At 38.8% G+C, this 24,169-nt stretch carries 24 protein-coding genes; 6 read left to right on the top strand and 18 right to left on the bottom strand.

What is annotated here, in order from left to right; genetic code table 11:
• Positions 1–11: 11 nt before the first annotated feature.
• The 10 genes from IGI67_RS16340 to IGI67_RS16295 all read right to left on the bottom strand — a co-directional run bounded on the left by IGI67_RS16340 (position 12) and on the right by IGI67_RS16295 (position 9,373).
• Positions 12–407, bottom strand: a complete 396-nt coding sequence (locus tag IGI67_RS16340; RefSeq protein WP_429957968.1) for a DUF961 family protein — start codon at positions 405–407, stop codon at positions 12–14.
• Between the two features lie 11 nt (positions 408–418).
• Entirely contained in the window at positions 419–739 is a 321-nt protein-coding gene (locus IGI67_RS16335; RefSeq protein WP_429957967.1) for a DUF961 family protein, read from the bottom strand.
• Between the two features lie 46 nt (positions 740–785).
• Complete coding sequence (locus tag IGI67_RS16330) at positions 786–1,040, bottom strand: hypothetical protein (protein ID WP_429957966.1); 255 nt, start codon at positions 1,038–1,040, stop codon at positions 786–788.
• Between the two features lie 731 nt (positions 1,041–1,771).
• Positions 1,772–2,716, bottom strand: coding sequence for an ROK family protein (locus IGI67_RS16325; protein ID WP_207106785.1), 945 nt, complete (start codon positions 2,714–2,716; stop codon positions 1,772–1,774).
• Positions 2,717–2,727: 11 nt separating this feature from the next.
• Positions 2,728–3,639, bottom strand: coding sequence for a sugar phosphate isomerase/epimerase family protein (locus IGI67_RS16320; RefSeq protein ID WP_429958406.1), 912 nt, complete (start codon positions 3,637–3,639; stop codon positions 2,728–2,730).
• A 76-nt stretch (positions 3,640–3,715) separates the two neighbouring features.
• Positions 3,716–4,894: a Gfo/Idh/MocA family protein gene (locus tag IGI67_RS16315; protein WP_429958405.1), complete on the bottom strand. Its 1,179-nt coding sequence runs from the start codon at positions 4,892–4,894 to the stop codon at positions 3,716–3,718.
• 23 nt (positions 4,895–4,917) lie between these two features.
• Positions 4,918–5,913 (bottom strand): ABC transporter permease, encoded by a 996-nt coding sequence (locus IGI67_RS16310; RefSeq protein ID WP_429958404.1) that lies wholly within the window; start codon positions 5,911–5,913, stop codon positions 4,918–4,920.
• Entirely contained in the window at positions 5,894–7,387 is a 1,494-nt protein-coding gene (locus tag IGI67_RS16305) for a sugar ABC transporter ATP-binding protein (RefSeq protein ID WP_429958403.1), read from the bottom strand. The genes IGI67_RS16310 and IGI67_RS16305 overlap by 20 nt, the downstream gene beginning before the upstream one ends.
• A 17-nt stretch (positions 7,388–7,404) precedes the next feature.
• Complete coding sequence (locus IGI67_RS16300) at positions 7,405–8,538, bottom strand: substrate-binding domain-containing protein (RefSeq protein ID WP_429958402.1); 1,134 nt, start codon at positions 8,536–8,538, stop codon at positions 7,405–7,407.
• Positions 8,539–8,548: 10 nt separating this feature from the next.
• Entirely contained in the window at positions 8,549–9,373 is an 825-nt protein-coding gene (locus tag IGI67_RS16295) for a sugar phosphate isomerase/epimerase family protein (RefSeq protein ID WP_429958401.1), read from the bottom strand.
• A gap of 204 nt (positions 9,374–9,577) precedes the next feature.
• On the opposite strand from IGI67_RS16295, the gene IGI67_RS16290 reads away from it, so the two are divergent.
• From IGI67_RS16290 to IGI67_RS16280, 3 genes are all read left to right on the top strand, one after another.
• Entirely contained in the window at positions 9,578–10,477 is a 900-nt protein-coding gene (locus tag IGI67_RS16290) for a sugar phosphate isomerase/epimerase family protein (RefSeq protein ID WP_207106792.1), read from the top strand.
• On the top strand, positions 10,474–11,529 hold the full coding sequence (locus IGI67_RS16285) for a Gfo/Idh/MocA family protein (RefSeq protein WP_207106793.1): 1,056 nt from the start codon (positions 10,474–10,476) through the stop codon (positions 11,527–11,529). The genes IGI67_RS16290 and IGI67_RS16285 overlap by 4 nt, the downstream gene beginning before the upstream one ends.
• Positions 11,530–11,789: 260 nt before the next feature.
• Positions 11,790–13,775 carry a LacI family DNA-binding transcriptional regulator gene (locus IGI67_RS16280; protein WP_429958400.1) on the top strand — a complete coding sequence of 662 codons (1,986 nt, stop codon included), beginning with the start codon at positions 11,790–11,792 and terminating at the stop codon, positions 13,773–13,775.
• Between the two features lie 286 nt (positions 13,776–14,061).
• Here the strand turns inward: IGI67_RS16280 and IGI67_RS16275 are convergent, their stop codons facing one another.
• The 4 genes from IGI67_RS16275 to IGI67_RS16260 all read right to left on the bottom strand — a co-directional run bounded on the left by IGI67_RS16275 (position 14,062) and on the right by IGI67_RS16260 (position 17,052).
• A complete protein-coding gene (locus tag IGI67_RS16275) occupies positions 14,062–14,328 on the bottom strand; it encodes a Na+-transporting malonate decarboxylase, carboxybiotin decarboxylase subunit, madB (protein ID WP_429958399.1) in 267 nt (88 codons plus the stop codon).
• 68 nt (positions 14,329–14,396) lie between these two features.
• Complete coding sequence (locus IGI67_RS16270) at positions 14,397–15,026, bottom strand: GyrI-like domain-containing protein (RefSeq protein ID WP_207106796.1); 630 nt, start codon at positions 15,024–15,026, stop codon at positions 14,397–14,399.
• Between the two features lie 60 nt (positions 15,027–15,086).
• Positions 15,087–15,980 carry a helix-turn-helix transcriptional regulator gene (locus IGI67_RS16265; protein ID WP_429958398.1) on the bottom strand — a complete coding sequence of 298 codons (894 nt, stop codon included), beginning with the start codon at positions 15,978–15,980 and terminating at the stop codon, positions 15,087–15,089.
• 118 nt (positions 15,981–16,098) lie between these two features.
• Entirely contained in the window at positions 16,099–17,052 is a 954-nt protein-coding gene (locus tag IGI67_RS16260; RefSeq protein ID WP_207106798.1) for a zinc-binding dehydrogenase, read from the bottom strand.
• Between the two features lie 134 nt (positions 17,053–17,186).
• Here IGI67_RS16260 and IGI67_RS16255 point away from each other — a divergent pair, with 134 nt between their 5' ends.
• Both IGI67_RS16255 and IGI67_RS16250 read left to right on the top strand, forming a co-directional pair.
• On the top strand, positions 17,187–17,552 hold the full coding sequence (locus IGI67_RS16255; RefSeq protein ID WP_429958397.1) for an ACT domain-containing protein: 366 nt from the start codon (positions 17,187–17,189) through the stop codon (positions 17,550–17,552).
• Between the two features lie 227 nt (positions 17,553–17,779).
• Positions 17,780–18,100 (top strand): YtxH domain-containing protein, encoded by a 321-nt coding sequence (locus IGI67_RS16250; RefSeq protein WP_429958396.1) that lies wholly within the window; start codon positions 17,780–17,782, stop codon positions 18,098–18,100.
• A 37-nt stretch (positions 18,101–18,137) separates the two neighbouring features.
• Here the strand turns inward: IGI67_RS16250 and IGI67_RS16245 are convergent, their stop codons facing one another.
• On the bottom strand, positions 18,138–18,620 hold the full coding sequence (locus tag IGI67_RS16245) for a signal peptidase I (protein ID WP_429958655.1): 483 nt from the start codon (positions 18,618–18,620) through the stop codon (positions 18,138–18,140).
• A 350-nt stretch (positions 18,621–18,970) separates the two neighbouring features.
• On the opposite strand from IGI67_RS16245, the gene IGI67_RS16240 reads away from it, so the two are divergent.
• Complete coding sequence (locus tag IGI67_RS16240; protein ID WP_347401775.1) at positions 18,971–20,521, top strand: MFS transporter; 1,551 nt, start codon at positions 18,971–18,973, stop codon at positions 20,519–20,521.
• A 42-nt stretch (positions 20,522–20,563) separates the two neighbouring features.
• On the opposite strand, the gene IGI67_RS16235 is transcribed toward IGI67_RS16240, so the two are convergent.
• The 3 genes from IGI67_RS16235 to IGI67_RS16225 are packed head-to-tail and all read right to left on the bottom strand — an operon-like array spanning position 20,564 to position 24,049.
• On the bottom strand, positions 20,564–21,559 hold the full coding sequence (locus tag IGI67_RS16235; protein ID WP_429958395.1) for a sugar kinase: 996 nt from the start codon (positions 21,557–21,559) through the stop codon (positions 20,564–20,566).
• Entirely contained in the window at positions 21,552–22,205 is a 654-nt protein-coding gene (locus tag IGI67_RS16230; protein ID WP_429958394.1) for a bifunctional 2-keto-4-hydroxyglutarate aldolase/2-keto-3-deoxy-6-phosphogluconate aldolase, read from the bottom strand. Before IGI67_RS16230 ends, IGI67_RS16235 begins: the two co-directional genes overlap by 8 nt.
• Positions 22,206–22,219: 14 nt before the next feature.
• Positions 22,220–24,049, bottom strand: a complete 1,830-nt coding sequence (locus IGI67_RS16225) for a glucose PTS transporter subunit IIA (protein ID WP_429958393.1) — start codon at positions 24,047–24,049, stop codon at positions 22,220–22,222.
• Positions 24,050–24,169 lie beyond the last annotated feature (120 nt).

Here is a 24,169-nt window from a genome sequence, read left to right as displayed (position 1 = left end):
CCCACCTCAAACTACTTCAGTTGTGCTTTAGATTCTTTTCCTTCAGTGACGTTTGGAGTAGCCTTTCTTGAAGTCTCAATCTTACGAATATCTTCAGCAAATACTTGAATGTAGTTGTTCGTAAAGTTTCCATTACCAAAACTATATAGATTCGTCGTTGGAGATACAATTTCCACCTTATCCCCAGCAACAAGCTCTCTTACTGGCGTTTCAATAGGAATTGTAATAATTTCTTCCGCCAACTGTTTACTTGATTGAACAACGTATCTATTTGCGACATTATCTCGCATTCCGGTATCTTCATTTACTACTGTTTTTGGGGATTTCATCCGCAGAAAGAGTAATTCTCCAAACGTTTCTTTTGAATCAATTTCCATTCCAGCATTAAGTTCATTCTTCTTTACCATCTAATCCTCTCCTATTCTATTCCTCTGTTTACTTTTTGAGCAAATAGTCGCCAACCCGAAATAGCTCCATTTTCTGTCCCTTCAGACACTGGTTCAGCTCGAACATCCTCCAATTCGACAACCTCACCATAGTTGAATTCACTCAAGTTCACTCGCGTGGGAACCACGACTTCAATCGTTTCAGATTGCTTGGAGCTCAAGAAGCGGCAGTAAGTTCCTACTCGTTTCCTTGCATTTCCACTTCCTTGATTGTATTCCGCCCCTCTCATCGGTACTCCTACAAATGAGACTGTTCCAAAGGTTTCTTTTGGTTTAATTTTTAAAAATTCCATTTCTCCATCTCCTAAATATTTTTTTTTAAGTATAAAATACATTTATTTACATTTTTCTCGCCTCCTTTAATTCGTCCCTTTTATTTTTCTGATCTATGAGTATGGGCGAATTGTCCAATATATGAATTAGATCATCTAATAATTCATTCAATTCCTTCACGGAATAACTCATCAGATAATAGAAAAGATGTACCTCTGATTGCCTAGGACCAAATGAAAGAATCGGATCTTGCCAATTGGTTAAATAACCTGTAATAATTAAAAGTTTTGCGATACGTCTTGCTAAAGCTGGTTTCCGCATTTTCTCACCTTCACTAAAGAAATTTTCAATTTGGCGAAAAAAAAGAGACGAAATGATTTCTCAAATCGGCTCTTTCTTCATATCATGTGGCACACAGATGGCACGCTTTATATCAAATTTCAATTATTTTTGTACTTCTTTCTCTCTTAAAATGCCTTGATATCAAGCATTTCACATAATATTGCATCGCTCAAATGCAAAGTAAGATAAATCTATAGATATCAAAATCTGAATTTTTAAAAACTCATAGATAAATTAAATAACAAAAAAAGATGTCAATGGATTTTGACATCTTTCTCAACTTATACGAATACCCAAAAATGGTCTTGCTAACACTGCTAACAGATTTGCTAACATTTTATTTTAGTATGTTCATTTCATTGCTAACAGTTTCTATTTGCGCGACTCGATAATCCCCGGTGTAATAGGATTTATCTTACATATCAGCTTATTTAAGACTCTTCTAATATGTTCATTTGCTTAAACTTCTAAGCGGACGGTCGGGGGTTCGAATCCCTCCTGTGATGTTTTTTAAACTACCCATTAACTGCTAGCCAAATGGCTAACAGTTTTTTTATTGTCAAAAAGCAATGAGCGTTTCCGTTTTTATTTTATCCCTAACCTGTTACTAATAAACAAAAAATCTCTCCTACTGTTTAAATAGGAAAGATTAGAAAAATTTACGTTAAAGCCGAATTGAACCATCCCTGTTGCTAGAAGTATAAACTGATTCACACGGCTTTCTTCAATAAGTAGGAATAGGCAGCTCCGTAGATTCCTGCATCATTACCTAATAAAGCTTTTTTTAAAGAGAAGTGATTCCTTATTTGAGGGAAAACATACTTTTCCAACTTTTCCTTTAACGGATCTAATAAATAAGCGCCCGCTTCAGATAATCCACCGCCAATAATAATTTCTTCCACATCAATCGTGTTCATTATTCCTGCTAAAGCTTGAGCTAACACAGTGACGAACTCATTCAATACCTCTTTAGCTGCTTCGTCATTCTGAGCGGCTTTTTCAAAAATGATCGGTGGAGTAATTTCTGTCCACGACCCGCCTAACAACTCTAGTTTTTTTCGCATAGACAGCACAAGGCCATTCGCGGAGGCGAAAGTTTCTAAGCAATTTCTTCCACCGCAGCCGCATAGTCTGTTCTCATCAGATCGAATGGGAATATGACCGATTTCACCTCCGGCAGAATGACAGCCATTTAATACCCTCCCATTCAAAATGATGCCACCACCTACTCCTGTGCCCAAAGTGACAAAAAGCAGATTTTCCCTACCGTGGGCAGCACCTCTCCACATTTCGCCTAAAGCAGCCGCATTCGCGTCATTTAGTAAACAAGCATCCATACCTAATTTATGTGTAATCATTTTCTTCAAGGGTATCTGCTCCCAGTCAAGATTGACAGCTTGAACAACGATCTCTCCATCTGACGAGATCGCCCCAGGAACACCAATCCCGATACCTTTTATCTCTACTAACGTGTCCTTGTTTATTGAACTACGGATAGATGAACAGATTTCATTAGGAATAAACTTTCCTTTTTCTGAAATATTTGTTGGAATCGACCACTTTTTTTCGATTTTTCCCTGTGTGTCCATTAATGCAAACTTGATGGTCGTCCCTCCAATGTCTACACCAATTATTTTTTTTATTTGCTTTTCCAAGGTAACCTCCCCTAAACAAAGTTCCGCAGATAATGAGTACTTTGTCTGACTGAACGTTTGACATCTTCATAATCAGATTCATATGCACGATCTTCAACTTCGATACAGGTGTACCCAGTGTAACCAATATCGGTCAACGCAGATACATATTTTCCCCAATCCACATCGCCTAGCCCTGGCAATTTAGGTGACATATACTCCAATGGCGTTGCCATAATACCTACTTCCTTCAGCTTGTTCGGATACAGCTTAATATCCTTATAGTGGATATGGAAGAGCTTATCTTTAAATTCATAAATGGGTTCTATATAGTCTATGTGCTGCCAAACAAAGTGAGAAGGATCATAATTAATTCCAAAGTTCTCACTATCCAGAATTTCAAAGACTTTTCGCCAGATACTAGGCGTTGTCATCAGGTTTTGTCCACCGGGCCATTCATCCTCTGTAAAAAGCATTGGACAATTTTCAATCCCGATTTTGATCTCTTGTTCTTCTGCGTATTGTATAATTGGCGGCCAAACTTTAGCCACCTCTTGCAGATTTTCAGAAACACTTTTGCTTGGCATTCTTCCTAAGAAAGTGGTCACTAAATTTACACCTAATAGTTTAGCGGCATCAATTAACGTATACAAATGATCAATCGCTTCTTGACGTTTTTCTAGGTTTTCATCCAGTGGATTAGGGTAATAAGCCAATGCCGAAATTTCTACATGTTTTTTTTCACAATAAGCCAAAATCTCTTGCGCTTTTTCTGCTGTTAAATTCTTTGTATCAATATGAGAAACACCCGCGTAGCGTCGTTCCGCTTTTCCTTTAGGCCAACATGCGACTTCTACACATTCCAAACCCGTATCAGCTACGATATCAATCATTTCCTCGAAACTACTTTGATCAAAAATCGCGCTTACAATTCCTAGCTTCATAAATAAACTCCTCTCAAAATTTTTCGATGATAGAGGACCATTTTTATGATAAATGGTCCTCTTGCTTAAAAAAGATCTATTTTGCTACTTTAGTCCAAGCTTTCGTCTCTGAAGATTTAATGACTGCTTCTGTGACTAAGTCCACTTTATAGCCTTCTGTGAAACTGGTTGACGGTTGTTTTCCACTTACTACAGATTTAATAAACTCATAAGCTTCAATCGTTTTTAATTCTCCGTAACCAATGTTCATTCCTGGAATATTCCAAGTTACTTCCCCATAGAAGTGAGCCGGCCCTGTATAAATTGTTTTGAATCCCTTTCTATCATCCGGATCATCAGCAAACATTACTTGAAGCTCGTTTAGCCGTTCATAGTTGAATATCAGGGAGCCCTTAGTGCCATGGACTTCAATTGAGATAAAGTTATTTCGACCCCAAGCATTTCTAGTCGCTTCAATGCTTCCTACAGCTCCGCTTTCAAAGTTAACCAAGAATGACGCTTCATCATCCACATCTACAGCTTCCTTTTTCACATCGCCATTAAGTTTTACAGTACCTAATAAATCTACGCCGCCTTCTTGTACTGGTCGTTCATTGATATAGGTTTTCACCGTAGAAACAACTTCGCTGATATTACCAGCTAAGTATTGAGAAATATCGATGACATGAGTAGCGATATCACCTAATGTCCCTGCTCCTGCGATCGCTTTTTGGAATCTCCAAGATAAAGGAGAATCTGGATCAGCAGACCAGCTTTGCAGATATTGTGCTCGTACATTTAGAATTTCCCCGATTGAACCTTCATCAATAAATTTCTTAGCCAAAACTAAAGCTGGAACACGACGGTACTGATACGCACACATTGAGATAATTCCCTTTTTCGCTGCTTTTTCTGCGGCTTCACTCATTGCTTTGGCATCTTGATGCGTGCTAGCAATTGGTTTTTCACAATACACATGTTTTCCAGCTTCTAGTGCGGCAATTGCAATTTCAGCATGAGAGTCATTTGGAGTACAGATGCTAACAACATCGATATCAGGATTATTCACAACCGCTTTCCAATCAGTAACTGCTTCTTCAAAACCAAATCGATCTTTTGCCTCTTCGGCGATCTCTTCTTCAATATCACAAACTACTTTTAATACCGGAACAGCAGGAGCTGGCCAAAAGAATTTTGGCATGTTCGAATATGCTACTACATGTGCCTTTCCCATAAATCCTGCTCCGATTAATCCAACGTTAATTTTTTTGATCATTTCAATATCTCTCCCTTAAAATTTTAATTATTTTTTTTACTTGATAAATTACTAAGTGCAACAGCGAAAACAATAATCAATCCTTGTACGATGGTTTGCTGAGATGAACTCAATCCCGCCAAGATCAAGGCATTTTTGATAATCCCCATCAATAATGAACCGACTAATGCCCCTATAACAGAACCTGAGCCCCCATTCATAGCTGCACCGCCAAGAACCACTGCCGCTATGACGGACATTTCATCGCCATCACCAAAGGAGTATCTTCCTGACTGCATTCTTCCAGCGTATAAAATCCCAGCAAATGCGGCAAATGCACCTGACATGATAAATACCTTCAGCTTGATGAGATTCGTATTTATTCCGCTGTATTTTGCAGATAATTCGTTTCCACCCGTGGCTAACGTATGTTTTCCAAATGGTGTTTTATTAAAAATAAATACACCGATTATATAAAACAGAATCGTCCATAAAATCAGAACGGAAATCCCGCCAACACTACCTATACCAAAGACACTATTAAATTGATTGTTCTTGATCGGAACTGCTGCGGTATTGGTGATCCACATAGCTGAACCTCTAATGATTTGCATCATTCCCAATGTAGCAAGAAAAGCTGGAATTTTAAGAATGGTAACCAAGAAACCATTGATGGCTCCACTAACGACACCAAATCCCAAACCTACTAGTAATGCTAAAATGATCGAGTTCGTACTTTGTAATATTAGAGACACACACATGGCTGTCATCGCTGCAACAGCTCCCACCGTTAAATCGATCTGACCCGCCGCTAATACAAAAGTTCCTGCAACCGCCATGATAGAGATCATTGAAGTTTGTCTCAGAATATTTAGCAGATTATTGGAGCTTAAAAAGCCCTTATTTCCCAAAAAAATCGAGAAAGCTAGAAAAACAATAACAAACACGATATAAACCATGTATTTATTCCACTCAATAGTTTTCAAATCAATTTTCGTATTGGATGCCTTTTTTTCTAAATTAGCCTGCTTGGATTGCATGCTGTAGTTCCTCCTCACATGAAATTTCTTCTCGCTTAATGTCATTCACTATTTTCCCATCAAAAAGTACCAAGATTCGATCACATGCTGCCAATAGCTCTGCGAGTTCTGAAGAAACAAACAGGACACCGTTTCCTTTATCGGCATAATCTCGAATGATATTAATGATTTCCGTTTTGGCTCCTATATCAACCCCAGCTGTCGGTTCATCCAATAGCATCACTTTAGGATTTGTGTTCAGCCATTTTGAAATGACGACCTTTTGCTGATTTCCACCCGATAATAGGCTGATTTTTTTGTCTATGCTTGTGGTTTTAATATTGAAGTCCGAAACATTTTCTTTAGTTATTTTTTGCGATTCTTTTTCATTAATGACGAAATCAATAAAGGATAATTTCTTTAAAATAGGCAAAATATTATTCTCTTTCACGGAGTGAGACAATACCAATCCTTGCTTTCTTCTATCTTCGGGCACCAGCCCCATTCCGGATTTGATGGCATCTCGAGTATTTTTTATCGTACTCTTTTGGTTATCAATATAGATTTCCCCAGATGCTATTGGATTGATTCCAAATAATCCTTCCAAAATCTCTGTTCGACCGCTTCCCATCAATCCAGCGATGCCGAGTATCTCTCCTTTCTTCACTTCAAAGGATATCTCGGAGATGGCATTATTAATGGTTAAGTTATCCACCTTCAGGATCGATTCATTCTTTGCGTAATCGCGTTTTTTCCATTCAAAGGTTGGGCCATTTTCGCCAACAAAGAACGAAACAATGTCCTCTAAGCATAAGTTAGCGATTTCATCCGTTAAAACATTGGTTCCATCTTTTAATATGGTGATGCGATCTGCGATATCCATGATCTCATTCATTCGATGTGAGATATACACCATCGTCACACCTTTAGCTTTTAAGTCATTGATCAGTTGAAAAAGCCGTTTTGACTCGCCATCTGACAAGGAGGCTGTTGGTTCATCAAAAACCAGAATTTTAGCATCCTTAATCACGGCTTTAGCGATCTCAACCATCTGACTTAGTCCAACACTTAAACTTTCTACTTTTGCTTTAGGATCAATATCTATTCCTAAATTAAGTAAGACTGATCGTGCTTTCCTGTTCATTTCTTTTTCATCGATCCATCTATTTTTTTGAAGTTCGCTCCCAAGAAAAATATTCTGTGCTACCGTCATCGATTGAACGAGAGACAATTCTTGAAAAATCATTTCAATTCCATTTTTTGAGGCATCTTCTCGATTTTTAAAATCGACTAGCTGATCCTCAATCCGAATTTCCCCACCATCTTTTGAGTAGACACCTGTCATTATTTTCATAAGTGTCGATTTTCCTGCGCCATTTCCACCAACCAATGCATGAACTTCTCCTCTTTTTAAAGTAAAATCCACCCCCTTTAAAACTTTTGTTTCCCCAAATTTTTTTTCGATCAGGTTCATTTTTAAAATCGAATCAAGCATGCGTTCACCCTCTACTATCATTTGTCTAATTCTTCAGTGATAAAGCCTGGTGCTTTCTTGTGGTAAACCATCTCATAGCCAGAAACAATGGTATTTCTTTCCACCTTTGTTGCTGGAACAGCTACATAAGAAGGTGTCTCTTTTCCTAATAAAGCATAGGCTGCCATGGTTGCCTCCGCTACGCCCTGATCGTAAGGTAATTGAGCTCCCACACCTAAAACTTTTCCTTGGGCAATTTCCTTCGCAATGTTATCCCCTAAGTCGATCGTACTAACAAAAATATCCTCACGCCCAGCAGATGTAAGCGCCGATAATACACCCTCCGCAGGAATATCCCAAATCGCAAAAATAGCTTCAATGTCTGGATTTTGCGTCAACATCGCATCAGCGACTTCGGTAGATTGATTGACATCTGAAAAACCAGATTTTGCAATGACTTCAATATCCGGATATTTTTTCTTAATCGTTTTTTCGAAGGCTTCTAGCCGTTGATTCGTAACAAAATAGTCAACATCGTAGTTTACGATCCCGATTTTTCCTTTGCCCTTCAATTTGTCTCCGATCAACTCTGCAGCGATTACGCCATTCCCGTAATTATCAGCTGAAACTGCCCCAACATAATTTTCACCGGCGACAAAATTATCAGGCACATTATCCATGAAAACTAACTTGATTCCTCGACTACTTACTCGCTTAAAGGCATCCGAGGTGGCTTTGGCATCAGTTGGAATGCTAATCATCACGTCTGGATTAAGAGCAGTTAAGGTTTCCAAATCGGATACCTGTTGTTCAACAGAAAAATTGGCATCGGTTGTTCCGACAATATTAATTCCTAATTTTTTGAAGGTATCCTCAAGCCCCTTTTGCTGGGCGGAGGACCAGTCATTTCCAGCATAGTGAAACGAAATTGCTGCTGAATAGTTTCCGGCTTTTAATTTTGCGATTTCTTCATCTGTCAACGTTAAGGCGCTTGCCGGTGCAGCTTTTTCTCCGTTAGGTCCCGTAGATTTTATATCGTTTTCATCTAACACAATTTCGTCTTTTCCGTCCGTTTTTTCTAAGGCATCTTTGTTGGCTGCCGAGTCCGAACTGCATCCAGTCGCAAATAGTAAAATTAGTGAAAAAACAATCATCTTCTTGATAAATTTCATAACTATCCCCCTATACTTCAAAAAACTGTTCTAAAAACTTGTAAGAAGTTTCGCAAGCGTAGCTAGAATCCCCTGAGTAGCCATCAATTTCTACTAACCAATCTCCAGAAAAACCGTCCTCTTTTAAATAGTGAATAATTTGTTCCAATGGGATGTTCCCTTCCCCCAATGGAACAAATTCCGATCCCTTCAAATCCTTCAGGTGAACATATTCGATGCGATTACGATATTTCTTGATTAATTCCAAAGCGTCACCACCACCCGCCACAAGATGAGCAATGTCTGGACAAAAACTGATATTAGTTAACGAAAACAGCTGATCAATTTGTTCAGGTGTCTCTACCGCTGATCCTAGATGAGGATGATAACTTGCAATAATGTCATTTTCCTTAGCAAATTGCGAAACCTGATCAAGATTTTTTGCTAAAATCTTATAGTCTTCTGCTACATTTCCATTTGCTCGGATCGCTCCGCCTCCAAGAACTAAATGCTTTACTCCGAATTTTTTCATGTTTTCAATTGTGTTTTTGATTCGGAAAAATTCATCTTCAAACGCATCGGCATAGATATAGTTTGCACCAGTATAAATCCCTAGTATCTTCGTGTTTGTTTCAGCTAAATACGCTTTCAATATTTCTGGCGAATTATCAAATTTTTCTAAATTCCCATCAAACAGTTCAATATAACGATACCCAACTTTAGAGATTTTCTTCATCACTTCGCCTTCATCAATTAAAGAAAGATATTTTGCCTCTCTAACATTAGTGACCCCGCCTCCTGTACCTACTAACATACCGAAACCATTTGTCATGTATCCAACTTCCAAAACCGCCACTCCTTTTTACGTAAATTTATTTGTGTTAGCGCTTTCCACAAACAAATCCTATCATCACCGAAAATGTTTGTCAATATTTTTTTGGAATTACGCAATTTTTAACTAAAAAACCATCGAAAGAACAGAAAAAAGTTGAAATTCTCGTGACGACGTTGTATATTCGAGAGGGAAATACTAAATTTACGTAAAAAAGGATGTGTTTTTATGAAACTAGGGTTTTTGACCAACTGTTTTGAAGGTCGTTTGTTAGATAAGGTCATTTTGGCTAAACAACTCGGTTATTCTCAATTAGAAGTTTCCTTAACACCGAGTTCGACGCAACGTTTAATCGCTTTCGATGCTGCTTCTTTAAATTCAAAGCTCCTTGAATATGAGATTCGTTTTTCTTCTTTGGCCTATTATCAGAATATTTTAACCGAGCAAAAAGACTTAAGACGAATGCATGTAGACAATTTGTACACCCTCATTGATTTTGCTTTTGAAAATGGAATTCCACAAATCAGTACTTTTTTAGGTCGGGATTCCAGTAAATCAATCGCTGAAAACTTTACTTTGCTGAATTCTCTAGTGCGTCCAATCGTGGAGTATGCAGAACAATTAAAGATCAAAATCGCAATTGAAAATTGCTCCATGCCTTCATGGGATGAAAATGGCTTCCCTGCAACTATTTCTTACAGTCCTGAGCTTTGGGATGAGATGTTTTCAAGGATACCAAATGAGAACTTCGGACTAAATTTTGATCCTTCACATCTTATTTGGCAAAAAATTGATTACACGGAAGCTCTCACTGACTATTACGATAGAATTTTCAACCTTCATGTGAAAGAAATTTTCGTTGAAACCGATAATCTCAGCAGATACGGAATTTTTGGAAAACAAATCGAGCGGAAACATCCCAATGATTTTGGTTGGTACAGACCTGCCCCATTAGGGTTAGGTAGCATTGACTGGAGGACGATTTTTGAAATTCTGAAAGACAATCACTATTCAAAAGATCTTACTTTGGAGTTCAAGAGTGAGAGTAAAAGTGAAGCTGAACAAATGCTTATTCACTCTAAAAAATATATTGAGGAATGTTTTAATAGAAAGGATGTTTTAACATGAAAAAAAGAGTTGGTTTAGTAGGCTTTGGCGGAATGGGAAAACAACATATCAAGCGTATCAAAGAGAGCAAGCATGTTGCGATTACTGGTGTTTTTGATAGTGATTCAGAAAAGGATTATTCGACTATTTCGTCAAAAATCAGAAAGTATCAGTCATTGGCGGATTTGTTGAACGACCCAACTATTGATATCATCTTAATAGCAACACCCAACGATACCCATAAGACGATCGCAATCCAAGCTCTGCAATCTGGAAAACATGTTATTTCAGAAAAACCTGTTACGTTGAATACTCAAGAATTAAAAGAAATTTTAGCAGCCGCTGAAAGATATGGGAAAAAATTTACTGTACACCAAAATAGACGATGGGATGAAAATTTCTTAATCACCAAAAAATTACTCGAAGAAAAGAAGCTAGGGGAACTGTTATATGTTGAAAATCGTGTACAAGGGTCCCGCGGGATTCCAAAGGATTGGCGCAGAAATAAGGAGCAGGGCGGTGGTATGCTACTAGATTGGGGCGTCCACTTAATTGATCGGATATTATTTTTATTCCCGAATCAAAAAATCGTTCATCTTCATGCAACGTTAAACTATTTTTTAGCCCATGAAGTAGACGATGGTTTCAAAATAGAGCTTGTTTTCGATTCCTCAAAGAAGGCCTACTTAGAAGTTGGAACAACAAATTTTATTGAACTTCCTGAGTGGTATACCGTTGGATCAATTGGAACCGCTGTAATTGAAGATTTTGAGCTCAATGGAAATTACGTAACTTTGACTGGAGAGCTTGCAAAAGAAGCTGTACCTGTCGAAACAGGTGCTGGGCTTACAAAAACGATGGCTCCTAGAAATGATAATTCTATTGAAACCTTTCCCTTACCTTATGTTAAAAGTAATGTCGTTGAGTTTTATGATAACTTTGCTTTAACAATCGATGGAAAAGCCGAACCTTTTATCAAAGCAGAAGAACTATTACGACTAACAACCATTATTGATGCTTGTTTTGACTCTTCTAGAAGAAATGAAACAATCCACTTCCCAAATGGTCTTTAGTAAAAGCGTAAAATTACTTAGGCGCCTTCACTGCATCAATGCCTTAGTGTTTTAAATTTTGTTTTCTGCTAAGAGAATTTTTCTCGAATACCTTATTAAAAAAGGACTTGTTCCTTCAACAAACTTCAGAATAGGATTTAACGCAGAGAAATTCCTGCGGTTGTCGATTCGCTGCCCTCTTTATCAATTATAAAAACGTTCACTTTACTGGTACCTTGTAGTATGATGTGAATTAGATAAAAATAGAAAATGGTGATTTTTTGACGACTATTAAAGAAGTAGCGGAAATGGCTGGCGTTTCTGTAGCTACAGTTTCTCACGTTGTTAGAAAAACTAGATATGTTAGCCCTGAGTTAGAAAAGAAAGTAGAAGAGGTTATTTCCTCTCTTGACTCTGTTCCCAATTTTGTATTGAAGCAAAATAAAAAAAATGAGAGCAAAGTACAAATTCTATTGGTATATGTACCAAATTTTTCTGACAGATTTCAAATGGGTATTCTAGAAGAAATTCGTCAGCAGCATACGAATAAAAATGTGCTCGTTATTCCTGTCGAGTATCAAAATATAACTAAAGAGTTTGAAGTTATGCTTGATAGCTTCGCTGAAAAAATTATCGGTCAAATTTTAATCTACTCGGAAGAAGTTGAACCTACATTTCCTAAAAAATTTTACAAGATTCCGTTTGTGATTATCAGTGCCAACAATTATGAAACAATCACTCTGCCATACATTTCAAGCGATAGTTGTGCAGGGGTCGAGCATGCAACCAATCATTTAATAAAAAGTGGCCACTCCAGAATCGCCTACATAGACTATTCTGATGAAACAGAGAATGATTCACTTATAGGCTTTAAGCAGGCTTTCCAAAAAAGCCATCTCGAGATTGATGAAGAGATCATCTCTACTAAACGACTTACTGAGAATGAATTACTTGAAAAACTGCACGGGCTCTTTTCTCAAGATAATCTTTACCCGCCAACCGGTATCTTTGTTGACCCGTTAATTGTCAATGAAGTCATCAGATATTTTAAGAAAACCGGGTATCGCATACCTGAAGATATTTCGATAATTTCCTTGGGGACTGAAGCCTGGTATGCTCTTTGTAATCCAGCTATTACAAGTATCGAGCATGATTTTTCTAAAATCATTGCTGAGGCTTTTGACATCTTGCACTCGTACTCAGCAGATTTGCAGATCAAAAAAATCGTTCCTACTACCTTCCATTTACAAAATTCTACATCAGGAATTGCGAAAGGACCTTTTGGTGAAAAGGCCTACTCAATCGATAGTATTATGCTTACTGAAAAAGAAATCACCGAGATAAAACAAAAGAAAAGAACTGCTGTCATCTCTTTTCATTACACTGGTGCTTCTTGGATGAACCTTCACGAAGCTGGAATAAATAAGCTATTTAATGAACTTAATATTAATGTTATCGGTGTAACGGATGCTCACTTTGATGCCGACCTTCAAAACAAACAAATTGACAGTCTCTTGTCATTGGAGCCAGATATTTTTATCGCTATCCCAACGGATACTGCTAAAACGGCCGAAGCATTCAAAAAGATTGTTGATAGTCCTAGCCAATTAATCTTAATCACTAATGTTCCAAAGGGGCTAACCCCTAACGACTATGTGTCAGTGGTATCAGTAAATGAACTCACTAACGGGAGACTTGCTGCCAGAGGTTTATGTGAGCAGATGCTCTCGAATGATAAAACTAAAGTCGGACTTATGACCTTTGATTCTGATTTCTATGCTACAAATCAAAGGGATACCTCTGCGCAACAACTGATCGATGAAGATTTTCCAGCAATTGAAATAGTGGCAAGAACTGCCTTTAAAAATGAAAGTGAAGTTTTTGATAAAACATTGAACTTGCTATCTGAGCATCCCGAAATAGAAGGTCTCTATATCTCTTGGGATGGACCGGCGCAGCAAGTCATTAAAGCATTAGCTACTATAGATCGGCTAGATATCATTGTTGGAACTGTCGATTTAGATTTCTCTTCCGCGTTAGCTATTGCCGAAGATGGACCGATAAAATGTGTGAGTGCCCAACAGCCCTTTGAACAAGGAAGAGCAATCGCCTTGGCTGCAGCGCAATCACTCCTTCATAAACATGTTCCTAGCTTTATCGGTATAGAGCCAATTATGGTTAATAAGGGAAATTTACTTAGCTCGTGGAGATCTATCTTCAAAGAGGAACCTCCAAAAGAGTTGCGGGATTTACTCTCTAGAAAATAATTTTCCCTCTCTCAAGACCAAATGAGTTTGAACCTTCTTCGACTACATGGTCAAGTAGGCAAAATAGATTAGAATAAGACTCCTCTGAAATTGAAACAACTTTCGATTTCAGAGGGGTTTCTGTCTTGCCTATTAAGTTTTTCTATTATCATTATTAACTGCCTGTCCTGGTAAATAGTTTTGTAATTGCACAATGATATATTATTTGCGGAAACTATTTAATGGTTCTGCTAAAACTTTTTTGTATAAAAAAAACGCTCAGAAGAGTTCCCTGAGCGCATACTTTTTATTCTTTTACTGCTTTTGGTGCTACAAGTAAAGCACACATGACTAAACCTAATACAATGAATAAAACTGCACCAGCTACATTACCTTTTGTCAACATTGCAAAAGCAATCGTACCAAATAGGCTGGCAACCGTTAAAACGATGCCTGATTTTTGGATTCCTGTCAATCTGGCGAAAGAATTTCTAAAACCGATCGTCAATAATAAAGAGCCTACAAAAGAAGCGATACCAAAAACAATATGCCCAATCAAGATAAGATTCTCCATCTCTTCACCTCCCTCAGGATAACTATACTAGAAAGCCTAGAGGAAAACGAAGATTGTGCTTAGAAGAACTAATCTACTTGATAGCGTAAAATTGTCCGACGTTTTTCCGGTACTGTTTTTCTTGCATCATTCAGATAAATTTCTCGATGAAGATAACTTCTGCGTTTTAATCCGTTCTCTTCCCCAAATTGCTCCATTTTCTGAAATGATGCTGGCTCGTCATCAAACGAACCATGATGTAGGATTTGTATACACTTTCCATCTTCGATCGTTTCAAAAGAAAGTTCCTTCAGGAGCTGATTCTGTTCTTTTCTACCAACAGCAGCTACTGCAGCTGCAAACATTTCTTGGGTGATCCAATCAGGTTGACGCAACATGATTTTATACTCAAAACTTTCTTTATCGGTAATATCGCTTGTATTCTTCGTAGACCAAATTCCTTCCAATGGAAAGATCGCAAATTCAGAATAGTCAAACTCACTTTGCAGTTCTTGATGCGACTTATAGAATTTTTTGAACCCCATTTTGATACTCCAGGCTACTGGATAAAGGACACCTACTCGTTCAGAAAAATCTCGATTATTCGGATTCCCTTCCCCTTTAATCGTAAGAAATTTTTGTGGTGGAACTGTTACTATTTCCGCCTTCTTTTTTGGAGCGTATAAATGCTTTTCTTGTTTTTTCCAATCATATTTCATCTCGTTTCCCTCGCTTTCATCTTTGAACTCATTATAACGAGCGAAACCTGCAACCTGGTGTCAGGTTTGATAAATTCTTTTTAATTGATCTATTTTTCCGATTAATTCCTCTCGAATATTGGAGGGGGATAAAACTTCCACCTGTCCGCCAAAAGATAATAGAAAACTGTAGAAGCTATCATTCACAGGATATTCTTCCGTAATTAATAATCGACCATCTTTGGCTTCCTCGACGTGTTCAAAATTTTCGTAAACACGATAGGCTAATTCTGGTGCAAAAGCTAATTGTACTAAAATCTTATCTGCTGTATAAATTTTTTCAGGCTGAAGCACTTTCTCTGGTGCGTTACGCTCAAAAGTTTCAGTCATTAATTCAATCTCTCTAATCCGCTTAAGTTTAAAGAGTCGATAGTCCTGTTTTTCGCAGCAATAGGCATAGAGATACCACTCTCTTGCTTTAAAAATCAGTTTCACTGGTTCTACTTGACGATCAGAGCCCACTTTCCCTTGGCTAACGTAGTGAATGTTGATCTGTCTCTTTTGAAAAATAGCCGTTTTCAGTATTTGAAACAGTTCTTCATTTGTTGGATTCCAATCCGAAAAGTCGATCTCGATCCAATTGGTAGTTTGCTTTTGAAAAATACTGCCCAATTTCTTTAGCAACGCTTGATTGCCCTGCTCGTCTACTCCACTCAAACCTTGTAACGCTGTCAATAGTTGATTTTGCTCTTTCTCCGAAATTAAAGAACGATTTAACACAAAATTTTCAGGCAGGAAAATCCCACCGCCTTTTCCCTGAGTTGTGTAAACAGGGATTCCTGCAGAACTTAAGATATCAATGTCTCGATAAATCGTTCGGATCGATACTTCAAATTTTTCTGCCAACTCCGGTGCTGTCGTGTTTCCTTTATCCATCAAAAAGTAAACCATTTGAAATAAACGATAATCTGCCATGTCGCTCACCTCCAACATCAGTATATCATTGAAAACCTGCAGACTAATGTCAGGTTATAAAAAAGCCCTGCCTATCCTCTCTTCATGAGTAAGCAGGGAGAAACAAGAATTTTATTTTTCACGGCTTCAACAAAATTTTTCCAATACTTTTGCCTGTCTCTAAAAATTCGTGAGCTTTCTTGCCATCATGCAGTGAAAATACTGTCGGCTCACTGATCTCAATCTTTCCTTTGGCAAAGTAGCTGAAGAGCCGTTCACTGCGTACTTTCCGTTCTTCGTAACTTGTTAGATAATCCCATAAATCACCAGTTAAGATGCTTTTTGATTCTGACATTAACGCTACAGGATCGATTTTTATTGGATTGCCGCCGGCCATACCAAAAAAGACAACTTTCCCTCGATGCTTAATCAAATCTAAACTTTGCTGGATCGTAGAGCCTACGCCATCATATGCTGTTGCAAATTGACCTTCGATCGTTTTAGCCCAAAAAGTTTCGCGACTCGGATAGACTTGTTTGGCTCCGTGAGACAATGCCAAGGCTTGTTTCTCCACTGATGAAGCCGCTCCATAAACTTCAATGCCATCAGCTGCTAGTATCTGGGAAAGTATTTGGCCAACACCACCACTGATTCCAGTAATGAATACTTTCTCACCAGGACTGTTTTTTCCAAGATCATGGGCAAGAAAATCAGCAGTCATCCCTTGAAGCCCGATACTTGCAGCTAATTTACTGTCGATCCCAGCAGGCAGGGAAATCGCTTGATCACTTGGTACTGCTACATATTCCGCATTCGCTAAAGGCACATCTACAAACAAAACTGATTCCCCGACTTTTTGTTTCGTCACCTTTTCTCCAATTGCGACTATGCTGCCTGCCCCTTCATAGCCATTGATAAAAGGAACATGATTTTCTATGTGATATTCCCCTCGGCGTCGATAAATATCAGCAAAATTCAAACCGATATAGTCGACTTTTACTAATACTTCTTTTTCACTGATCACAGGTTTGGGAAGCTCCCCATACTGCAAAACATCGCTGCCGCCAAATTCCTCAAAATACAATGCTTTCATGACACCATGCTCCTTTAGTTGTTTCTTAGAATATACTATGAAGCGAACTGTTCGACAAAAAATTGGATTGCATTCCCTCGTTTCCTTTGATAAATTTGAATGATCAAGAAATGCAGAAAGGAGTATCACCAATAATGAAATTAACATCTTTGCCTCAAGAATTATCCGTGTATAAGATCGCCGACTTAAAGACGATTGACCTTACCCAACAGCCGCTGTTTATCGGAGTAACTGATGAAGAAATTTCAGTCGTTTCCTCTACTGAAAGTGTTCCTGCGAATACGATCGAACGCGAGGACGGTTGGAAAGGCTTCAAGATTGACGGTGTCTTAGATTTCAGTCTTGTCGGAATTTTAGCTAAAATTGCTTCATTATTAGCAGATGCTAGTATCAGCATTTTTGCTGTCTCCACTTACAATACTGATTATATTTTGGTCAAAGCCGACAAGTATGATGCCGCTGTTACGGCTCTCTGTGAAGCTGGATATACTGTCGCATAATGATTCTATTGTTTGAAGAGCCTATCAAAGGCTCTTTTTTTCATGTCTTTGTCATTTCTATTTTTTTCCAGTCTTTTATCCGAGAAGAAAATAGGACTTTGGTTGGACGAAACCCTTCCGTATTTCTCTTATTATGAGAGTGTAGTAATAAAGCAGAAATAAAATATCAAGTTTCTCTAGAATAAATGAATCGACACAGTTGGTATAAAAAATCAGGAGGTATTAGAATGAAAAGAAATGGATTAGACATTACAGTATTGATTTTAGGAATTGCTTGTATAGGGTTGTTGACGGTGAATCGCTATATTTTCCGACCAGTCTGGAAAACAGAATTTCGGACCGAATTAAGAGAAGTGAAAAAAGAAATCAAAGATGAACTACACAGCAGTAAGGATGAAATCAAAGAAAATTCGAAAGAAACAAAGGATGCTTTGAAAGAAGGAAGTAAGGAAACAAAACGTGCCTTGAAAGAAAGCAGAAAAGAAGTAAAAGAAGACATGAAAGAAACACAAGATGAAATCAAAGATGCTTTAGAGCTGTCTTATTAAAATCAATGAAAAAAGGCCTTCATCGCGAAGGCCTTTTTTAATCGACTTGCTGCCGTAATTTATGTTTTCCTTCAGTTTGAAAAAGTAAGGTCGAGAGGGTCATTAGAATGGCGCCAATAAATAAGCTGATTTTCAAAATGCTCATTACTTTAGTATCTGCCAAAAAACCAATATAAGGTAAATAAAAATGCGGTCTGCCAATCAAATTCCGCTCATGAACAAGCCCCATCTCTGCTTTATCAGAATTGTCTCCTTTGACAAAGTAACCATCGATATTATGATCTACCGCTAATACTCGCCGTGTCTTGATCGCTTTTCCTTGATTCTCATAGTAGGTAATCGTGTCTCCAACATGAATTGGTTCCCTCACATCTTTTACAAATACTAAACCGCCTTTGTTGTATTCTGGCGCCATTTTACTGTCTGAAATCACATAGGGTGTAACATCCAGTAATTTTGGAATAACGATAGTAAATATAGCGAGCAAGAACAAAGCAAAGATTAAAAAAGCATATAAAATAGTTATTTTTTTATTTCTCAGCGTCCCAATCCACCTCCTTTAAATAATTTTTCTTCTTAAATTCATCATATCATATTACGCAAAAAAATCTATTTTTTAATTGATAATTGAATAAAAAAAAGAATTCATTTTGACTAGAATCCCCATTATGTTACTATTATCATAGAGCACTATACTGATTATTTTCTTTTTTTTAAACGAAAGGGTGTTACTTTATCGTAACGAAAACATACAAAGAGCAGTTTGCTAAGTTTCTGACGAAACACAATCTCGCTTTAATAATATCCGTTATTTTAACATTGGTTTCCTTTACCAGTATTAAGATCACAAATGAAATTAAAAAAACAAATGTGAAAGAATTGCAGGATCATTGGACATTCATTGTTAAAGACCATTCTGATCACTATATCTTCGGAAAAACCGAACAACGTTTAACGAATGTTCACCCGAATAATGCCTTGATCATGCAGCAACAACTAGAAATGAACCTTAGGGATCCACAGCTTGTTGTGCGAACAAACCATCAATGGCTCTTTATCTATGTCGGGGAAAATCTGATTTATAAATATAGTGCTACTGATAAGCAAAAGGAACCTGGCCTCTTACAAACAACTGTTCATCTGCCTAAAAACTATCAGCAGCAAAAATTGCGAATTATTACGAAGACGCCTTATGAATATTACGCCGGAATTCCTGCCCGTGTCTTCATTGGTGAGGCAGCCGAGGTGAACCGCTTTTTTATCCTGCATTCTTTACCGCAACTTTTGTTATTGGTCATTTGTTCTGCATTGATCATCTTAATGCTGGGACTGCTCTTCCTAAAGCCTAGAGTCTCACGAAAAGATTTGGTTTTATCATTGATATTGATAGGGTTTATTTTTTTAGTGGGTATGCAATCGATCGTTTTGAATATCCCTGCCAGCAGTCTACTCAGTCCTAGCACATTATCGATTCTTTATAATCTAACGGCGATTCTGATTCCAGTATTTTTAACCAATTATTATTTGTTAAGAACAAAAAAATATCAGCACTATTACCTCTATGGTGTGGGCTCACAGATTTTTCTATTAGCTTTTGGATTTCTCTGTATCCTTGCTGGAAAATTGTCATTGCCAATTGCCGTGCAGATTTTTAGTGGCTTTAATGTCTTCATGACACTCTACACATCTGCGATCGCATTAGCGGAGTCCGCGGATCAGAATCGTTTCTACATTATTTGCTCACCAGGAATCATCATGGCTGCTTTTATCCATTGTTTCTTCTACATTCAGCTTTTTGCTGGAGCGGCGAACTTAACGACTGATTGGCCGTTGATTTTATTTGCCGGACTGATGGTCTTGATCAGCGGGTATCATTTTGAAGAAGGTTTTCGCTTAATCCAGCACTTTCGAATCAAACAGCAAGAAGAAACACAACAGCTGTTGTTGATGAAGGAAAAACAGAATAACTTGCTGACAACATTTAAACTACTGACTGAGAAAGAAGCTGATCGGAACGAGAAAACACCCAATTTAACCTATCTGCTTCAACAAATGCGGGATTACTATCAAAAAGAATTTCGCAAAAAAGCTAAGTTCTTTTCTTGCCAGTTGGCTGTCAGAGCGGACACTCAACTACTGAATGAAGAAAACTTGTACCTGTTGATACAATTATTCGAGAAATTTTTGAATGAGTCACAGTTCGGCAGCATCGATATTTCCATCCAGCAAGAAAATGATCAATTAATCATTGAAAGCAATACGAGTGCTTTTGCTCGACATTCTTTTGATGAATCGGTTACCATGGCGCCCCCCTTCGATCGACATGAAACGTTAGCTAATGCCGTCAAGCAATCAAACGGCGAATGGCAATGGCAAACCAAAGAGAAAAAACAGTACTTTAAAATTACATTAGGGCTATAAAAAAATCAGGACGCAGTCTTTAAAAGACCGTTTCCTGATTTTTTAACGTTCAATTTTCGCGCTGTCGCTTTGGACAAACTTCCAAACTTCAGATTCGTTGAATTGATTGCAGTCGCCTTTTACCATATGTTTCAAGACAGAAGCCGCAGTGGCAAATTCAATGATCACATCTGGTGAACGATCGTTAAGCAGACCATGCAATACTCCGCCAGTAAAGGCATCCCCACCGCCAATCCGATCAATGATTGGATCGATCTGATGATTTTTCGAAGTATAACAAACGCCATCGAGCCACAAAGTCCCCTGTAATTCATTGACACAAGTCGAATGAACGGTTCGCTTTGTCGAATAAAAAGCAGTGATATTAGGATACAGCTCCTGCATTTTCTGATAATAATATGCAACATCTGATCCTGCTTCTGGGATCCCTAATAAGTAGATTGCGTCCATTTTTCCAGCGGAACAATAATCAACCCAAGGCAATACTTTGGTTAAAAAAGTCCCGGCTGCTTCTTGGCTCCAGAGATTCTGGCGATAGTTGCAATCGAAGCTGATTTTACAGCCGGCCTTTTTCGCTATCCTAATTAATTCAAGGGTCAATAGTTGCCACTGTTCAGACAGAGCTGGCGTGATACCAGAAATATGAAAAATATCCACTTCAGAAACAAATTCGTCAAGCTTCCATTCCAGTTCATTCATTAGCGCAAAGGCGGAATTCTGACGATCGTAAATGACCGAAGTGGCACGTTGGCCTGTTCCTTGCTCCACGTAATAAGCTCCTAATCTGCCATCACCTTTAAGCAAATAATCTGTCTTTACTCCGTAACTTCTTAAAAGCCGTTCCGCCCCTTGACCAAAACCATTGTCGGCTACCTTGCTGACAAACTGCACCTGATGGCCAAAATTTGCTAAGGAAATAGCGACATTTGCTTCGCCGCCTCCATAAAATACGTCTAATTGTTGAGATTGATGAAGGCGAGTGCCTGCTTCGGCAGACAAACGCAGCATAATTTCTCCCAAGCTAACGATCTTAGCCATTGGCTTGCCCTCGAATTTCCGCAAGTTTCACTGCATACTGCTGCGCAATCTCAGTTACCTTCACAAAGTCGCCTACTGCTGCCGGTGCTAATAAATTGCCGCCAACACCAACCGCTACAACACCTGCTTTAAACCACGTTTCCATATTTTCAAGATTAACACCGCCTGTTGGCATCAGGTTGATCTGAGGTAACGGAGCTTTGACCGCTGAAACCATGCTCGGCCCGCTGACACTGCCTGGAAACAGCTTGATGATATCCGCGCCGCTTTTCAGAGCCTGATGCATCTCAGTAATCGTCATACAGCCCGGCAGGTAAGGAATCTGATACAAATTGCACAGTTCTGCCGTTTCCGAATCAAAACTTGGGCTAACCACAAATTCTGCACCCGCCATGATAGCAAGACGTGCCGTCACTGCATCCAGCACCGTACCGGCACCAATGACCACATCCTGTCCTTGATAAGTTTTAACCAGTTCTTGGATCGCCGCTTGAGCATTTGGCACCGTAAAGGTCACTTCGATCCCCTTTACACCGCCTGCGATGATCGCATGGCTGGCTTTGACTGCTTCAGTCTGGTCTTTGCCCCGAACTACTGAAATCACTCCGGCTTTTTCTAATCGTGACAAGATTTCCATTCGTTTCATTTCCTTATTATCCCCTATCCATTTAGCAGTGCGATTTCTAATAAAGCACCCGCTTGATGTTGACCTTCTAGATTTCTTTCGCCGGAGAATTTCAAGATGCGATCCATGTTAGTGATGACTACAATGATCATTGTTTCTTTCCCTTGACTGCGAATGTACTCTAGATCCATTTGAGCGATTTTCGTATCGGCGGTTACTTTATCGCCGACCTTCACTAGCACATCAAAGCCTTTTCCATCCAGTGTTACCGTATCAATTCCCATGTGGACAAGAACTTCTACTCCATTTGCTGTCTTAATCCCGATCGCATGTTTTGAAGGGAAGACAGTGGTCACTGTGCCAGTAACTGGTGCGAATACCGCTCCGTCGACCGAGTTGATTGCAAAGCCGTCGCCCATCATTTTAGTTGAAAAGACTTCATCGGGTACATCTTCTAATGGAACATAACTGCCTTTAGCAACAGCATGTAAATCCACTTCGTTAGTAAAATCGTCTTCTTCTATTTGCTCTTCAGGAACTAGCATGTAAGTGATGACAAACGAAGAGATCAATGCGATCAAAATACCGAGAACAGCAAAGATAAAGTACTGTCCAATATAAGCCGGCAAGCTGAAAATACTTGATAAGATATAGCCGTAGATTCGAACACCGAAGAAGCTAATAAAGGCTGAAGCTACTGAACTGCCGACGGTCGCTGCGATAAATGCTTTCTTGTATTTTGATAAAATCCCGAATAGTGCTGGTTCAGTAATTCCTAATAGACCGGAAACAGCAGAAGATAGCACAAGTGATTTTTCTTCTTTTGATTTTACTTTCGTATAGATCGCAGCTGTAGCACCTGTGATCGCCATGTTTGCCATGAACATCATCGGCATCAGCATGTCATAGCCTTGATTCGCAAAGTTTTGCAACGCGATCGGTGTCATCGCATGGTGCAAACCTGTAAAGATTGCAATTGGACGAATCGCTCCTACCACGATACCGGCCAATACTGGCGAGATCGAGAACAGCCAAGCAACACCAGTAGCCAATAAGTTTCCTAGATGAATACTGATTGGTCCAATTACGGTCAAAGTAACTAACCCTGCAGCAAATAATGAAATTGTCGGTGTAAAGACCGTTCGTAAAACCTGTGGCAGCACCTTATCGACCCAACGATAAATATAGCTTAGTGCTAATACCGCAAAGATGATCGGGATAACTGTACCCGCATAATTAAAGACTGGTACGGGAATCACACCGAATAGTTTGAATGCTGAGATGGAACCTTCAGCAACTGCGTTAGTCATCGTTGGAAACTGCAACATCGCAGCAATCGCGACTGCTAAATATTGATTCGTCTTAAAGATTCTAGCAGCCGAAGCAGCTACAAAGAATGGCAAGAAAGTAAAGACGCCGCTAGCGATCATATCGATGATCAAATACGTATCTGTTTGGTTTGAGATCACATTCAATGCCACCAGTCCCGCCATCAATCCTTTAATCATGCCGGCGCCTGCGATCGCAGGTACGATCGGACCGAATACACCTGAAACGGTATCCATAAATAATGATACGGCACCTTTTTTCTCAACAGTGTCCTGCTGACTGTTCTCATCAAGTCCTAACTCTTTGGCAACCGGTGCAAAGTAATCCGCCACATCTGTTCCGATCACTACTTGCAGCTGATCGCTTTGATATTTTGTGCCGACGACTTTAGGTATTTTCTCTAACGCTTCATAATCAACCTGCTTCTCATCCTTTAAATTGAAACGCAGCCTGGTCATACAATGCCAAGCGTTATTAATATTGTCTGCACCGCCAACATTTCTAATGATTTGTTTTGCTACATCTTCATGCTTCACTTTTTTTCCTCCTTATTCTTCGAAACTCACTGAAACGTGTTTCCGTTTTCACACACATAGTAGCATGGTCCACCACGCTTGTAAAACCAGTCCTTTTTATCTGAAAACAAAAATAAACAG

This window comes from Enterococcus sp. AZ196, from assembly GCF_050498845.1.
Taxonomy (GTDB): Bacteria; Bacillota; Bacilli; order Lactobacillales; family Enterococcaceae; genus Enterococcus_A; species Enterococcus_A murrayae.
Note: the sequence above shows the minus strand (reverse complement) of the source record. Positions and strands in the feature narration are given on the sequence as shown.

What these genes read in the sequence shown, in the direction of transcription:
- IGI67_RS16340 (WP_429957968.1), bottom strand. Translation starts at nt 407, where the DNA reads ATGGTAAAGAAGAATGAACTTAATGCTGGAATGGAAATTGATTCAAAA.
- IGI67_RS16335 (WP_429957967.1), bottom strand. Translation starts at nt 739, where the DNA reads ATGGAATTTTTAAAAATTAAACCAAAAGAAACCTTTGGAACAGTCTCA.
- IGI67_RS16330 (WP_429957966.1), bottom strand. Translation starts at nt 1,040, where the DNA reads ATGCGGAAACCAGCTTTAGCAAGACGTATCGCAAAACTTTTAATTATT.
- IGI67_RS16320 (WP_429958406.1), bottom strand. Translation starts at nt 3,639, where the DNA reads ATGAAGCTAGGAATTGTAAGCGCGATTTTTGATCAAAGTAGTTTCGAG.
- IGI67_RS16315 (WP_429958405.1), bottom strand. Translation starts at nt 4,894, where the DNA reads ATGATCAAAAAAATTAACGTTGGATTAATCGGAGCAGGATTTATGGGA.
- IGI67_RS16310 (WP_429958404.1), bottom strand. Translation starts at nt 5,913, where the DNA reads ATGCAATCCAAGCAGGCTAATTTAGAAAAAAAGGCATCCAATACGAAA.
- IGI67_RS16305 (WP_429958403.1), bottom strand. Translation starts at nt 7,387, where the DNA reads ATGCTTGATTCGATTTTAAAAATGAACCTGATCGAAAAAAAATTTGGG.
- IGI67_RS16300 (WP_429958402.1), bottom strand. Translation starts at nt 8,538, where the DNA reads ATGAAATTTATCAAGAAGATGATTGTTTTTTCACTAATTTTACTATTT.
- IGI67_RS16290 (WP_207106792.1), top strand. Translation starts at nt 9,578, where the DNA reads ATGAAACTAGGGTTTTTGACCAACTGTTTTGAAGGTCGTTTGTTAGAT.
- IGI67_RS16285 (WP_207106793.1), top strand. Translation starts at nt 10,474, where the DNA reads ATGAAAAAAAGAGTTGGTTTAGTAGGCTTTGGCGGAATGGGAAAACAA.
- IGI67_RS16275 (WP_429958399.1), bottom strand. Translation starts at nt 14,328, where the DNA reads ATGGAGAATCTTATCTTGATTGGGCATATTGTTTTTGGTATCGCTTCT.
- IGI67_RS16270 (WP_207106796.1), bottom strand. Translation starts at nt 15,026, where the DNA reads ATGAAATATGATTGGAAAAAACAAGAAAAGCATTTATACGCTCCAAAA.
- IGI67_RS16265 (WP_429958398.1), bottom strand. Translation starts at nt 15,980, where the DNA reads ATGGCAGATTATCGTTTATTTCAAATGGTTTACTTTTTGATGGATAAA.
- IGI67_RS16260 (WP_207106798.1), bottom strand. Translation starts at nt 17,052, where the DNA reads ATGAAAGCATTGTATTTTGAGGAATTTGGCGGCAGCGATGTTTTGCAG.
- IGI67_RS16255 (WP_429958397.1), top strand. Translation starts at nt 17,187, where the DNA reads ATGAAATTAACATCTTTGCCTCAAGAATTATCCGTGTATAAGATCGCC.
- IGI67_RS16250 (WP_429958396.1), top strand. Translation starts at nt 17,780, where the DNA reads ATGAAAAGAAATGGATTAGACATTACAGTATTGATTTTAGGAATTGCT.
- IGI67_RS16235 (WP_429958395.1), bottom strand. Translation starts at nt 21,559, where the DNA reads ATGGCTAAGATCGTTAGCTTGGGAGAAATTATGCTGCGTTTGTCTGCC.
- IGI67_RS16230 (WP_429958394.1), bottom strand. Translation starts at nt 22,205, where the DNA reads ATGAAACGAATGGAAATCTTGTCACGATTAGAAAAAGCCGGAGTGATT.